The following is a 13,096-nucleotide window of genomic DNA, read 5'->3' on the forward strand; positions in this document are numbered from 1 at the left end:
GGTGCACAATGCCGGTTCAGCCAGCGCAAGAAGGCATGACCGATCATGTACCAGCCTCCCCATTTCCAGGAAACGCGGCCGGACGTCCTGCACGGGCTGATCCGGACGCATCCGCTGGGGTTGCTGATCTCCAACGGCACCGATGGCCCGGTCGCCAATGCCATTCCCTTCCTGCTTGATGCAGAGGTTGGGCCGAATGGCCGGCTGCGCGCCCATCTGGCCAGGGCCAACCCGCAATGGCGTCAGCTGGCCGACAATCCGACATCGCCGGTGCTGGTCGTCTTCCAGGGCGCCGACGCCTATGTGACGCCGTCCTGGTACGAGACCAAGCGCGAGACCGGCAAGGTCGTGCCGACCTGGAACTACGCCATTGTCCAGGTGCGAGGAACCGTCAGAGTGATCGAGGATTCCGCCTGGATCGCACAGCAGATCACCGAGCTGACGCTGTCGCAGGAAGGCGCCCGCGAGGCACCCTGGGCGGTGACCGATGCGCCGCCGACCTTCATCCAGTCGCAAATCAAGGGCATTGTCGGGCTTGAGATCGAGATCGCCGAAATCAGCGGCAAGTGGAAAGTCAGCCAGAACCGGCCTGTCGCCGACCGCGTCGGTGTCGCCGAAGGGCTGGAGAAGGACGCCGCCGGCGCGCCCGACATGGCTCGGCTGGTGCGGAGCTGGGGTGGCATCGACAGCTAGCTGGGGTGGTCTTAGATGGTTCCAAAGGCGTCAGCAATTCAGTTGCCTGCCGGCGCTGCTCCAATGCGGAAATTCGTCTGTCTCGGCGCATCGTTTTGGTTTGGTTTGCGAGCCCGACGGAATAGGCGGAACGTAGTTTTTGCCACCGGCAACCCCGACGCCGTGTAGCGGAAGATACATCCCAGCCGGCCAAGCACCATCGCGCAGACGATGGCAACAGCACAGCCAAGGCCGAATCCGGCGACAGTGTCGCTCGGATAGTGCGCGCCGATAAAGATTCGGGTCGATGCGACCGACAAGGTTGCAGCCAGCAGCACCCATCTGCGCTGGGGCAACAACAGCAGCGCAATGCCGAAAATGACACCCATGGTCGTGGCATGGCCGGATGGGAAGCTGGCAAAGCGCGCCTCCATGGAAAAAGGATGCAGCGACAGATCGCCGAGCTTGTCGAAATTCATTGGCCTGGCTCTGCCCACGCCATATTTCAGCACGTTGACGACCATGGCCGAGAGTGCGATCGAACCCAGCACCATGAAAGCAAAGCAGGTCCAGTTGTAGAAGGTCATCCGCGCGCGCCGGGAAAGGCTGCGCCAATCCGTCAGATTCGCAGCAATCAGCACCAGTACCGACGGGACAAGATACCAGCCGCCTAGGCCGAAGAAGGTAAAAAACTCGGCGATGCGGAAGACATTGGTCGAGCCTGAAGCCCACTGCCTCGCCATGGTGCCCGCAAGATGGTCGAACCGGAGCGACACCGCGATCGTCAGCAAAAGCCAGGCCACGACCCAGACCGACCACAGGATTTTCGGGTAGCGCGCCGGGCGCGTCGCCAGGCGATGCCGTACAATCCCGAAAGTATCGCGGAAATTATCGACAGACTGCCGGAGCATGGCAGGCATAGCGGCACGCGCCGGTGATGGCGACTTCGTCAACATGCGGAGCTCGAAGCGATCATCGAAGAGATATCAGTTCGCCACACGGTACAGGCCGAGCGACAATTTATCACCTGACGAATAGTTGATGCCGTCGATTTCAGCGACGCGGCTGGCCTTCTTGCCTTGCCCTGCCAGCAGGTCATCCAGCCGTTTTTCATCGCCGACCGGCGCCAGGCCCAAAGCGCAGGCCGGATCGCCAAGCAGATGTTGCGCAACCCCATCGACATCGGTCAGTACCGTCTTTGTGCCCACCAGAAATACCAGGCTCGGTTCGTGATATTGCGCGGAGGCGAGCACGCTCATCTCACAGGGACGATCGGCGCGAACCGCAGCCTCGATTTCCCGGCTCATCCAAATCGGTTTCAGTGACGGCACGATGACACCGAACAGCAGGGCGTAGGTTATACCGGCGCAAACCGCAGCCCCGCCGATGCGGACCAGCGGCACCAGCTTCTGGCGCGAAACAGCGAGGTAGCCGGCGCCCAATGCTGCCGCGGCGGCCGGAACGCTCCACCATAAAAATGTCTTCATGAGATAGATCGGCGCACCGACGCAAAGCACGGCGAGACCGACTGTCACCAGGACGGTGCCGAATGCGGTCGCCCACCACAGCCATGTCTGCCAGCGCCTGAGCGGCGCATTTGCCTCTTGCGGTGTCAGCGTCACAAGCCAGCCGATGAGCAGGGCCATGCCGGGATAGGCCGGCAGCACATAATGCGGCAGTTTCGTCGGGATCAATTCGAAGACCAGCCAGAACGGAATGTACCAGGCGAGGCAGAAACGCAGGCGCGGATCGTCGCGCAATCGGTTGAGCGCCTGCAGTCCGGCGCCGAGCGCCACAAGGCCGAACGGCCACATGAACAGGCAATAGGTCAGCACGTAGAAGCCCGGCGGAACGCCGTGCGACTCCTCGCCTTGCGCGACCTTGCCGAGCATATCCTTGCCGACGGCCTGCTGCAGGAAGGCGCCGTTGCTCTTCCAGGTGATAAGGGCGAGCCAGGGCAGCACGATGAGCAGAACCAGAGCCAGCCCTCGCGCCGCTTTCAGCTTTGCCAGCCAGCACCAATCGCGCTCGAAGGCAACCAGCGTGAGCACCGTCAGCGCCGACAGCAGCGGTGCAATCGGCCCCTTGATGAGGATCGCCGCCCCCTGCGCCGCCCAGAAAATCCACGGCAGATGGCCGGCGACCGGCTCGTCGCGGCGCGATGCCAGATAAATCTGCGCCAGCGCGCCTTGCGCCAGAACGCAGCAGGCAAGCAGCATCGCGTCGGTCTTGGCGTCGCGGCCTTCGAAGGCGGTGGCGAAAATCGCCGCCATGACCAGGCCGGCGGCAAGACCGGCATTGGCGCCGAACAGATTGGCCCCGGTCCAGGCGATTGCGACGACGGCGATGGCGATGCCCAGCGCCGAGACCAGCCGGTAAATCCAGATCGGCGCCTGTGCCCCCTGGCCGCTCAGCGTCACCGCCGCCGATTGCAGCCAGTAGATGCCGATCGGCTTTTGGTAGCGCGACGCGTCCTGGAAGCGGATGTCGACATAGTCGCCGGTCTCCGTCATCTGCTTGGTCGCCTGGACGAAGCGCGGCTCGTCGCGGTCGAGCGGCGGCAAAGAGGCCAGTCCCGACGCCGTCATCATCAGGCTGAACAGGAAGAGAAAGATGTAGTTCCTGCTCATTTCGACACCGGACAGACTGAATTTGGCGGGACTGGTGGCTCAGTCGACCTTGGTCATCGCCGCCTTGCGCTCATTGGCGATGAGCCATAAATTTCTGACATAGATCACCATGCCCATGGCCTGGCCGGCGATGAACACCGGATCCTCACGCTGGATGGCGTAGACGAGCAGCAGCCCGCCGCCGAACAGCGAGAAGAACCAGAAAGCGATCGGCACGACGCTGCGCTTGGCCTTTTCCGAAGCGATCCACTGCACCAGGAAGCGCATGGTGAAGAAGAACTGGGCAACGAAGCCGAGCAGAACCCAGGCGTCGAACTGCTTGACGAAAACCTGGTGCAGCCAGGTCGCCAATTCCTGAAACACGTTAGCCATGCGTGATTTCCTCTACCTTTGGCATTCTGCGGCGCCGGCGCCGAAGCCACCAGACGCCGGCGAGATCGAGCGCGCCCTGCAGGCCGCGATCGAAGATGCCGTAATTCGACTTGCCGTGGCGGCGGGAGCGGTCGACGACGTCGCAATGGACGACGCGGTAGCCTTCCTGGATGACCAGCGCCGGAACGAAACGATGCGTGCCGTCGAAAAACGGCAGTTTGCGCAAAATATCGGTGTGGATGGCCTTCAGGCCGCAACCGGTGTCGCGGGTGTCGTCATGCAGGATCGCGCCGCGCAGCCAGTTGGCGAAACGCGATGCCAATTGCTTGATCTTGCTGTCGCGGCGCTTCAACCGCTGCCCCTGCGCGGCGCCGAAATCGGGCCCTGCCCGACGCAGCGCATCGACCAGCACGGGGATATATTGCGGGTCGTTCTGGCCGTCGCCGTCGATGGTGGCGACGATCGAGCCGCGCGCCGCCCAAGCGCCCGAGCGCACCGAAAGCGACTGGCCGGCGGATTTTTCGTGCCGAAGCTGCCGAAGCGGAAACGGACGTTTGGCGGCTTCAGCGGCAAGCACCGAAGCGGTGTCGTCAGTCGAACCGTCATTGACGACGATGATTTCGAAGTCGCGCCCGGTCATCGCCGCCTCGATCTCGTCGATCAGCAGCGGCAGGTTCGCCGCCTCGTTGCGGCAGGGAATGACGATGGATATCAATGCGTCCGGCATATCGCGTCGGGCTCTGTCACAAGATATGGCATTCGGTGGATGCCGTGCGGTGCCGTTCCAGCGGATCGAACCCGTTGGCGCGGCGCCTCATTACGCCAGCCGACAGGATGAAGCAAGCATGCGCGGCAGTGCAGAATAGGCTGTCCATGCCGGCGCAAAATCGGAAACCACTTTTGCTTGACGCGCTTGGATGCTAAACGCCCGCGTTCAGGCCATGCCGGGCCGTTCGGACCCGGCGCTTTCAGGAAGAAACAATGCCCGCCTTCAAGTCCGATTTCCTGCGCGTCATGAGCGAGCGCGGCTTCATCCACCAGATTTCGGATGAGACCGGGCTGGATCAACTTTTCGCGAAGGAAACCGTGACCGCCTATGTCGGCTACGACGCCACGGCGACCAGCCTGCACATCGGCAATCTGATATCGGCGACCATGCTCTACTGGATGCAGGAGACCGGCCACCGGCCGATCGCACTGATGGGCGGCGGCACCTCGATGATCGGCGACCCGTCCTTCCGTGACGACCAGCGCAGCCTTTTGACGCCCGAGGCGATCGCCACCAACATCGAAGGCATCAAGCGAATTTTTGGCCGCATCCTGCGCTTCGGCGACACTGGCAATGACGCCATCATGGTCAACAATGCCGACTGGCTGATGAAGCTCAACTATGTCGAGTTCCTGCGCGATGTCGGCCGCCACTTTTCGGTCAACCGGATGCTGACCTTCGACAGCGTCAGGCTGCGGCTCGAGCGCGAACAGTCGCTGTCCTTCCTCGAATTCAACTACATGATCCTGCAAGGCTATGATTTCGTCGAGCTCAGCCGCCGCCACGACTGCCGGCTGCAGATGGGCGGTTCGGACCAGTGGGGCAACATCATCAACGGCGTCGATCTCGGCCACCGCATGGGCACGCCGCAGCTTTATGCGCTGACCACGCCGCTGCTGACGACATCGTCGGGCGCCAAGATGGGCAAATCGGCCAAGGGCGCGGTGTGGCTGAACGGCGACCTCTTCTCGCCCTATGATTTCTGGCAGTACTGGCGCAACACCGAGGATGCCGACGTCGAGCGCTTCCTGAAGATCTTCACCCGGCTGCCGCTGTCGGAGATCGCGCGGCTGGCCGCCCTTGGCGGCTCGGAGATCAACGAGGCCAAGAAGGTGCTGGCCACCGAAACCACGGCCATCGTGCACGGCCCCGAGGCGGCGCTCGCGGCCGAGGAAACTGCGCGCAAGACATTCGAGGAAGGCGTGACGGCCGAAACGCTGCCGACCGTGGAAGTGGACGACGCCGCGCTGGAAGCCGGCATCGGCATCCTGTCGCTGCTGGTCAGCGCGGGCCTTGCCGGGTCAAACGGCGAGGCAAGGCGTCACATACAGGGTGGCGCCGTGCGCCTCAACGACCAGCCGGTGGCGGACGACCGGCGGATGGTGACGCCTCTTGATTTGAGTCCGGAAAACGTCGCAAAGCTTTCAGTGGGCAAGAAAAAACACGTTCTGGTGCGGCCGGTCTGACCCGTCTTCTGGGATCCTCAGCGATATTCGAAGATCGAGCGGAAAATGCCCGGCGCGATTACCGATAGCGGGTTGATGTCCAGCACCGGCTTGTTGGCGTTGCCCTTAAGCCGGTAGGTGACGCCGATCAGCCCGCGGTCGCGGCCATTGCCGAGCAGCGCGCCGACCAGCGGCAGTTCGCCAAAGATGCGGTTGAGGCCATAGGCCGGCATGAAGGTTCCGGTCATGTCCATATTGTTGTTCTGGTCGTAGAGCGTGCCTTGGAAGGTGGTGCCGATGCGCGGGCCGCGCAGCACGCCATTCGCCAATTTCAAATAGCCCGACCCCTTGTCGATCTCGGTAAAGCCGCGCTCGAACTTTACCCGCGAAGTGTCGATCTTGCCCTTGACCGCTTCGTTCAGGCTGCGGCTGTCGCCGGTTGGCGTGGTCGAGACGATCGAGGCGAGCTTCGGTTCATTGACGATGAAGAAGTTGCTCGAATCGACCTGTCCACGCATCGGGCCGTCGGCTGCGCCGCTGAGCGCCAGCGTGATCGATCCGCCTTCCATATGCTCGTAGATGTTGAGGAAGCGCAATATGGCGCCTGCGTCGGCCGACTTCATGGTGAGCGCGCGAGCACCATTGCCTGCCGTATTGCTGATGGTGATGGCGGCGCCGGAACTTGCCGCGGCGCTGACCTTGAGCCTGTTCACCCTGGAGCCGGCGGCACTGTAGTCGAGCTTCAAATTGGACAGGACCTCGTCATGGAACCCGGTTAGCGAATTGACGTCGGCGCTGACCGAAACCGCGTCCGTGCCGGTGGTTTTGGTGGCGGTATCGACATCGGAGGTGAACTGCTTGATCAGCGAGCGGGCATCGAGCGCGTTGCCGCTGACATCGACTGCGAAGCCCTTGCCCGACCGCTTCACCGTCACGGCGACATCGTCGCCCCGGTTCAAGGCGACTTTGCTGAAGCGGGCCGACGACAGCGCGCCCTTGACCAGGACGACATTGCCTTCGACCGAAAAGCTCTTTCCGTCGAGGTCGAAGTCGGACAGCGTCGTGGTATCGCCGGACTTGGTCATGGTAAAAGTGGCATTGGCGGCAATGCCCGGCCCCTTGCTCCAGCCTGCCCAGGGAATGTCCAGCCTGGCGCTCGTCAGGTCGACGTCGACGTTCTGGCTGCCGCCTTCGCCGCTCTTGTCGATTGCCACCTTGATGGTGCCGGAAATCAGCGGCGACAGGCCAGGCATGGCCATGGCGCGCGTCTTTTCGTCGAGCACAAGCGCCACCTTGCGGCTGCGCGGCGGCCCGTCATCCCTGAGCGGCTCGACCAGATCGAGCTCGGCTGGAATGCCGTTCAGCCGCGCCTTGGCAGAGATCACCGCCTTGTCGGGCCCGACTTCGATCGAGCCGTCGGCATCGGTCACCATCTGGCCTTCGAACGGCTTGGCGAGCGACAGGTCCTTGTAGTCGAGCGATACCAGCCAATCGAGCTTCGACGTGTCGACGCCGGATTGCAACGGAATGTCGGCCTTGACGTGGCCGGTCACCGTGCCCGACAGGTCGTCCGGCAAGATGCCGACATGGCGCATGGCGTTGATCGGTTCGTAGGAGGCAAGTTCGGCGATGGCCGGCGCCTCACCGGCGACGTCGATGTCGAGCGCGCCGATCACCGGCGGGTGGTTTGCCGCCTTTACCGACAGTGTGCCATTGCTTGCCGCCACGGTGCGGCCGCTCGGCATATAGACGCTGCCCGAGGACAGCGCGACGTCGACATCGTTGCCGTGGAAGGAAACGACGCCGACGGCATCGCGTATCGGCGGGATGCGGCCGGCGGTGTCGAAACGCGAGCCCTCGACCTGGAAGCGGCCGAACACCTCGTCGGCCGAAAGCGGCACGCCGTTGCCGAGACGCCCCGGCACGACCTGGAACTGCAGGCTGGCATCGACGACGCGGCCGCCAAACAGGTTCTGCAGCACCCACAGCCGCGCGTTCTTGGCCGAGAACCAGGGCCACAATTGCTTGACGTGCGAGACCGCCATGTCGTGGACGTTGAGCGACACCGAGATACCCGGCGGTCCGTTGTCGATGAAGGAAACCGCAGCGGTTCCCAGCACTTCGCTCCCCGATCCCGACCTGATGCCGATCTGGTCGGCGACAAGCTTGCGGCTCTTGACCTGATAGACGCCGGCGATGCGGGCGAAGAAATTCAGCGCCGGCTCGGGCGATTCCGAAGGCGCCAGCGTCGAGCCGTCGCTGGTCAGGTCGTAACGATAGGAAGGCTCCTCGCCGGCCGCGCCGGTCGACGGCTTTGGCCCGATCGAGCCGGCGAAATTGAACGCCGAGCGCCCGGTCTTTAGAACCAGCCTGCCGACATCGATCTTGTTGGAGCCGGAGACGAGGGCGGCGTCGACATCGACATCGGCCGGCAACAGCCCGCGTGTGCCGAGGTCGAGCACCGAGCCGGTTAGCGACAGCGAGCCCGTCAGCCGCGAATCGGTCTCGCCCGAGCCTTCGGATCCGGTGAGCTTCAAAGCAATCGCGCCGGTTTTCCCGCCGGCCCCCGGCGTTGTCTCCGCGACATCCGCCATGTCGATGACGGCGTTCAAGGCGGTGACGCGCATCGAGCTCGTATCGCGGGTGGCGGTGGCGGTGACGGTGAGCGCGCGGCCATCGACATCCGCCTCGGACGAGAACTCCATGCTGCCGGGGCCCGACTGCAGCACCGTGGCGTTGGCGATCGTGACCAGCTTGACCGATCCGGCCTCGGGCAGCTCGAACGCGACATTTCTAAGATCGATGCGGCGCATCGAATCCTCGCGCACGGCATCGAGTGCACGATTGACGTCACTGAAGACGGCGGCGGCCAGTTTTTCCGGATCGATGAGACCGTCTTGATTGCGCAGGCGCGCTGTCCAGTCACCACCCGACGGCATCGCCGCGGTGACGATATGAGCGTCGGAAATCCTGGCGCTGGTCAGCCGAACCTCGCCCGAAAGCAGCGGGACCAGCCGGATGCCGAAGCGGACGCGCCCGGCATCGGCCATCGGCTTTCCGTCGGCGGTCTCCACGCTGACATCCTTGACCTGCAGCGCAATGAAGCTCGATCCGTCAAGTGTCAGGCTGGCAGGACCGACGGCGACTTTGACGTCGAAACCGGCCAGTTTCTCGATCGCCGTTTCGGCTTCCAACCGCAGCCGTTCACTGCCGATGCCGGTGGCGCCGATGACGTAGACGGCGGCGGCGGCCAGCAGCACCAGGGCCGCAACGCCGGCAAACAGCCGCGCAAGGATGCGAAAGCCGCGGCCGATCCGTGCCTTGCCGAGCGGCGGCACGCGGCAAGCAGACGGGAAAGCCCCCAGGTCGGTGATCTCGTCACGCCTGAACCGGATTTTCTCGTGCTGCGGTTCTTCCTGATCCACGCAATTTTCCGTTGTGCGAATTCGATCGTGGACGAATCCCCGCCCGACACTATAACGACGCAGGCTAGAGCATGATGCCGAAAAGTGTGAGGCGGTTTTCTGGGACAAACGGTTTCCGTTTGTCCAGGCATCATGCTCTATCTCTTTGACTTAGGGCCGCGTAACCTCAAACAAGGGCATCGATATGGCTGATCTCGACGTTGGCGACGTTGCGCCGCAATTCGATCTTCCGCGCGACGGCGGCGGCTCACTCAGCCTTGCCTCGATGCGGGGGAAGCCTGTTGTACTTTATTTCTATCCGCAGGACGACACCACAAGTTGTACCAATGAGGCGATCAGCTTTTCGCAGCTGAAGCCGGAGTTCGAAAAGGCCGGCGCCGTGGTGATCGGCCTGTCGCCGGACAGCGTGAAGAAGCACGACAAGTTCAAAACCAAATACGATCTCACCGTCGACCTGGTTGCCGACGAGGAGCGCAAGGTGATCGAGGCCTACAATCTGTGGGTCGAGAAGACGATGTATGGCCGCAACTATATGGGCGTCGAGCGGGCGACGTTCCTGATCGGCAAGGACGGGCGGATCGCCGGGATCTGGCGCAAGGTCCGGGTGAAAGGCCATGCCGAAGCAGTGCTGGAGGCGGTGCGCGCGCTTTGAGGCGCCACCGATCTGGCCAACGCCGCGCAGTGCATTGGGGCATAAGACATATGCGGGTGGCTGACACCGTTGGTCACTAGCGCGCCCGCGACGGCAAAACTTTGTTAACCCTAATAATGTGTAATCGGGCTTCGTTGGTGTCGTAACGAAAGCTTGGTCCCGTGAACCTAACCGGTCAGTCAGCGGTCTTCGGCAGGCGCAAGGAGCCGCATACGGTCATCATTGCGCGGGGCAATGAAATACGACATTTCACCATCCGGCCGTGGCTCGTCGCCTTTCTCGGCTCGGCACTGGCGGCGATCGCCATCGGCTATCTCTTGGCGACCTCCTATCTCGTGCTGCGCGACGATCTGATCGGCGCCACCGCGGCCCGGCAGGCGCGCATGCAGCAGGCCTATGAGGATCGCATCTCGGCGCTTCGCGCGCAGGTCGACCGCATCACCAGCCGCCAGCTTCTCGACCAGAAACTGATGGAGACCAAGGTCAGCGAATTGATCGAGCGGCAGAGCCAGCTCAGCCAGCGCCATGGCCGCCTCGGCCCGATCCTCGAACGGGCGGAAAACGAGGTCGGCACGCCGGCCGCCGCGGATGTGGCGGCAAAACCCGACGAACATGCCGAACTGACTGGCGGCGAGCCACTCGCCTATTCGGTCGCCAGCCTTGGTTCGGGCGACACCAGGCCATTCTCGCTGTGGTCGACACGTTCCGATCCGCTGCCCAGCGAAACGGCTGCGGACCGCGCCGACAAATTGTTCGTCTCGATCAATGATTCACTGAAGGCTATCGAGAGCCAGCAACTCACCCGCATCGAAACCCTGGCCGACAACGCCTACAAGAACGCCGATGCCATCACCCAGGCGCTGGAAGCGGCCGGTCTGCCGGTCGACAGTGATTTCGGCAAAAACGAAAGCGATGTCGGCGGACCGCTGATCCCGCTTGACAGCTCGATGATGTTCGACAGCAAGGTCAAGGAACTGGACGAGGCGCTGGATACGCTCGACCAGTTGAAGAAAGAGGCGCGGCGGCTGCCGCTCGCCAACCCGGCGCCGGGCCACTCCGTCACCAGCCCGTTCGGCGTGCGCACTGACCCCATCCTCGGCACCGCTGCCCTGCACTCGGGCATGGATTTCCGCGCGCCGGTCGGCATGGCAGCCAAGGTCACGGCGGCCGGAATCGTTACCAAGGCCGGCTGGAACGGCGGCTATGGCCGCATGGTCGAGGTCGATCACGGCAACGGCTTTGCCACGCGCTACGGCCATCTGAGCGAGATCGACGTTGCCGTCGGCCAAAAACTCGCGGCCGGCGACATCATTGGCAAAACCGGCAGCAGCGGCCGTTCGACCGGCCCGCACCTGCACTACGAAGTCCGCCACAATGGCGAGGCCATCGACCCGCTGCGCTTCCTGACCGTCGGCAAGAAGGTCGAGCAGTATCTGTAGGGTCAAGCCAGGCGGCTGGTTGCACGCCCCCGCCTCCTTCACCCGTTGTACCATCCTGTTGTTTGGCAATCCGACATCGCGTGCTCCGGCGTCACGTTCTGGAGCCTGCGGCTGCCGCGCGCTTTGCCGATGCCGTTCTCATCGCTGAGGATTGCCTCGGCCACTGCCGTGATCGGCGCCATTGTCGGCGAATGGATCGGCTCCGACCAAGGACTTGGCGCGCTGATCATCCAGGCGTCCTTCAACTACCAGTCGGACCGCCTCTACGCGGCGATCGTGCTGTCATCGGGCCTGTCGATCGTCCTGTTTTGTCTTGTGGTGCTGATCGAGCGCCGGACGATCCAATATTGAGCAGATGCGTCAGGCGGGTCGCGGTGGCGTCCGTCGTGGCTGACCGGTCAGGATTTGACATGGATGTCTCGCGGGAATTTGGTCAGCGTCTCATGGCCGGTCTCGGTCACCAGAATGGTCTCGCTGATCTCGATGCCCCAGCCATCCATCCACATGCCAAGAATGGAGTGCAGGACGTTGCCGGGTTGCAGCGCGGTCTTGTCGCCGGGCCGCAGGCTGATCGTGTGCTCGCCCCAATCCGGGGGATAAGCGACGCCGATGGAGTAGCCGATGCGCGATTCCTTCTTCAGCCCGTAGCGCTGGATAACCTTGCGCCATGCGGCCTCGACCGCTTCGGCTGTGGTCCCCGGCCTGACCGCGTCGAGCACCGCATCCATGCCTTCGATCACCGCCTTTGCGGTGTCGGCGACACGGGCCGGCGTCTTGCCGAGCTGCATCGTTCGGGCGAGGCCTGCGGCATAGCGGCGGCAGACACCGGCAAGTTCGAGCGCAATCGTTTCGTCCTTGCCGAAGCGCCGATCGCTCCACATGATGTGCGGAGCCGATGCATTCTCGCCGCCGAGGATGGTCGGCGGCAGTGCCGTGATGTCGCCGGCGAAGTCTGGACTGCCGGCAATCTGCGCCGCCTGGATCGCGGCAATCGCATCGCATTCGCGCACGCCTGGCGCGATGACTTCGAAGGCCCGCGAAACCGCCGATTCGGCAAGTGTCGACGCCTTGCGCAGATAAGCAATTTCGGGCGCGGATTTGACGGCGCGGATCCAGTTCACCAGCAGATCGGCGTCGTGCCATTTCGCATTGGGCAGGCCGGCGACGAGCCGGGCATGCGCCTTCGGTGAGAAATAATAGGCTTCGAGCTCGATGCCGATATGTCTCGCGCCCCAGCCCTTGGCGACGATCCAGGCCGCCATCCAGTCCATCGGATGGCGATCGGCTCGCTGCACGTGGTCTTCGGGGAAGCCGACCACATTCTCCGGCTTCATCCAGGCCGTCAGCAAGCCGCCTGCCGCATCCATGGCGCGGCCGATCCAGACCGGCTCGGCCTCGTATTCGATCGGGACCAGCACGACCTGCGGCGTGTAGAACGACCAGCCGTCATAGCCGGTGATGTAATGCTGGTTGGCGACATCGTTGACGACCAGCAGTTCCAGCCCACGCGCCGCCATCTCGGCGCGGATCTTCTTGAGCCGCCGCTGGTACTCATCGCGCGCAAAAGGCAATTCGATCATCGGTTTTCCTGCTGGATTGTTGGCCGGCGAGCCCCGCGCCCGCCTGACGTCATTCACCATTGCGGTGGTTTCAGCCCGGCTGCAATCGGCCAGCGCGGCGCATGGGACAGGT

Annotated in this window: 10 protein-coding genes and 1 pseudogene; 5 read left to right on the forward strand and 6 right to left on the reverse strand. The window is 63.4% G+C overall.

Annotated features, from left to right (window positions below; all coding sequences use genetic code 11):
* Positions 1-45 precede the first annotated feature (45 nt).
* Positions 46-693: an FMN-binding negative transcriptional regulator gene (locus ACYG9Y_RS13145; protein WP_023700865.1), complete on the forward strand. Its 648-nt coding sequence runs from the start codon at positions 46-48 to the stop codon at positions 691-693.
* 38 nt (positions 694-731) lie between these two features.
* Here ACYG9Y_RS13145 and ACYG9Y_RS13150 read toward each other — a convergent pair whose 3' ends face one another.
* The 4 genes from ACYG9Y_RS13150 to ACYG9Y_RS13165 are packed head-to-tail and all read right to left on the reverse strand — an operon-like array spanning position 732 to position 4,401.
* Complete coding sequence (locus ACYG9Y_RS13150) at positions 732-1,628, reverse strand: phosphatase PAP2 family protein (RefSeq protein ID WP_023700866.1); 897 nt, start codon at positions 1,626-1,628, stop codon at positions 732-734.
* A gap of 30 nt (positions 1,629-1,658) precedes the next feature.
* On the reverse strand, positions 1,659-3,302 hold the full coding sequence (locus ACYG9Y_RS13155) for an ArnT family glycosyltransferase (RefSeq protein ID WP_023739401.1): 1,644 nt from the start codon (positions 3,300-3,302) through the stop codon (positions 1,659-1,661).
* A gap of 39 nt (positions 3,303-3,341) precedes the next feature.
* Positions 3,342-3,674, reverse strand: a complete 333-nt coding sequence (locus tag ACYG9Y_RS13160; protein ID WP_023669132.1) for a lipid-A-disaccharide synthase N-terminal domain-containing protein — start codon at positions 3,672-3,674, stop codon at positions 3,342-3,344.
* Positions 3,667-4,401 carry a glycosyltransferase family 2 protein gene (locus ACYG9Y_RS13165; protein WP_023739402.1) on the reverse strand — a complete coding sequence of 245 codons (735 nt, stop codon included), beginning with the start codon at positions 4,399-4,401 and terminating at the stop codon, positions 3,667-3,669. The genes ACYG9Y_RS13160 and ACYG9Y_RS13165 overlap by 8 nt, the downstream gene beginning before the upstream one ends.
* Before the next feature lie 254 nt (positions 4,402-4,655).
* Here ACYG9Y_RS13165 and tyrS point away from each other — a divergent pair, with 254 nt between their 5' ends.
* Positions 4,656-5,909, forward strand: a complete 1,254-nt coding sequence (tyrS, locus tag ACYG9Y_RS13170) for a tyrosine--tRNA ligase (protein ID WP_023739403.1) — start codon at positions 4,656-4,658, stop codon at positions 5,907-5,909.
* Positions 5,910-5,926: 17 nt separating this feature from the next.
* On the opposite strand, the gene ACYG9Y_RS13175 is transcribed toward tyrS, so the two are convergent.
* On the reverse strand, positions 5,927-9,313 hold the full coding sequence (locus tag ACYG9Y_RS13175; protein WP_023739404.1) for a YhdP family protein: 3,387 nt from the start codon (positions 9,311-9,313) through the stop codon (positions 5,927-5,929).
* A 184-nt stretch (positions 9,314-9,497) separates the two neighbouring features.
* Here ACYG9Y_RS13175 and ACYG9Y_RS13180 point away from each other — a divergent pair, with 184 nt between their 5' ends.
* The 3 genes and pseudogenes from ACYG9Y_RS13180 to ACYG9Y_RS13190 all read left to right on the forward strand — a co-directional run.
* The gene (locus tag ACYG9Y_RS13180; protein WP_023697549.1) at positions 9,498-9,965 is read left to right on the forward strand and encodes a peroxiredoxin; all 468 of its coding nucleotides are present in this window, start codon (positions 9,498-9,500) and stop codon (positions 9,963-9,965) included.
* Between the two features lie 161 nt (positions 9,966-10,126).
* Positions 10,127-11,404 carry a M23 family metallopeptidase gene (locus ACYG9Y_RS13185; protein WP_023739405.1) on the forward strand — a complete coding sequence of 426 codons (1,278 nt, stop codon included), beginning with the start codon at positions 10,127-10,129 and terminating at the stop codon, positions 11,402-11,404.
* Positions 11,405-11,497: 93 nt separating this feature from the next.
* Positions 11,498-11,755: pseudogene (locus tag ACYG9Y_RS13190) on the forward strand (ABC transporter permease); the annotation flags it as partial.
* A gap of 47 nt (positions 11,756-11,802) precedes the next feature.
* Here the strand turns inward: ACYG9Y_RS13190 and ACYG9Y_RS13195 are convergent.
* Positions 11,803-12,984 (reverse strand): M24 family metallopeptidase, encoded by a 1,182-nt coding sequence (locus ACYG9Y_RS13195; protein WP_023739407.1) that lies wholly within the window; start codon positions 12,982-12,984, stop codon positions 11,803-11,805.
* Positions 12,985-13,096: the final 112 nt, after the last annotated feature.

The sequence above is a fragment of the Mesorhizobium sp. W050 genome, assembly GCF_054719535.1.

Bases quoted from the DNA above. Each gene is read 5' to 3' on its own strand.
- tyrS (WP_023739403.1), top strand. From the start codon at position 4,656: ATGCCCGCCTTCAAGTCCGATTTCCTGCGCGTCATGAGCGAGCGCGGC.
- ACYG9Y_RS13180 (WP_023697549.1), top strand. From the start codon at position 9,498: ATGGCTGATCTCGACGTTGGCGACGTTGCGCCGCAATTCGATCTTCCG.
- ACYG9Y_RS13160 (WP_023669132.1), bottom strand. From the start codon at position 3,674: ATGGCTAACGTGTTTCAGGAATTGGCGACCTGGCTGCACCAGGTTTTC.
- ACYG9Y_RS13195 (WP_023739407.1), bottom strand. From the start codon at position 12,984: ATGATCGAATTGCCTTTTGCGCGCGATGAGTACCAGCGGCGGCTCAAG.
- ACYG9Y_RS13165 (WP_023739402.1), bottom strand. From the start codon at position 4,401: ATGCCGGACGCATTGATATCCATCGTCATTCCCTGCCGCAACGAGGCG.
- ACYG9Y_RS13150 (WP_023700866.1), bottom strand. From the start codon at position 1,628: ATGTTGACGAAGTCGCCATCACCGGCGCGTGCCGCTATGCCTGCCATG.
- ACYG9Y_RS13145 (WP_023700865.1), top strand. From the start codon at position 46: ATGTACCAGCCTCCCCATTTCCAGGAAACGCGGCCGGACGTCCTGCAC.
- ACYG9Y_RS13155 (WP_023739401.1), bottom strand. From the start codon at position 3,302: ATGAGCAGGAACTACATCTTTCTCTTCCTGTTCAGCCTGATGATGACG.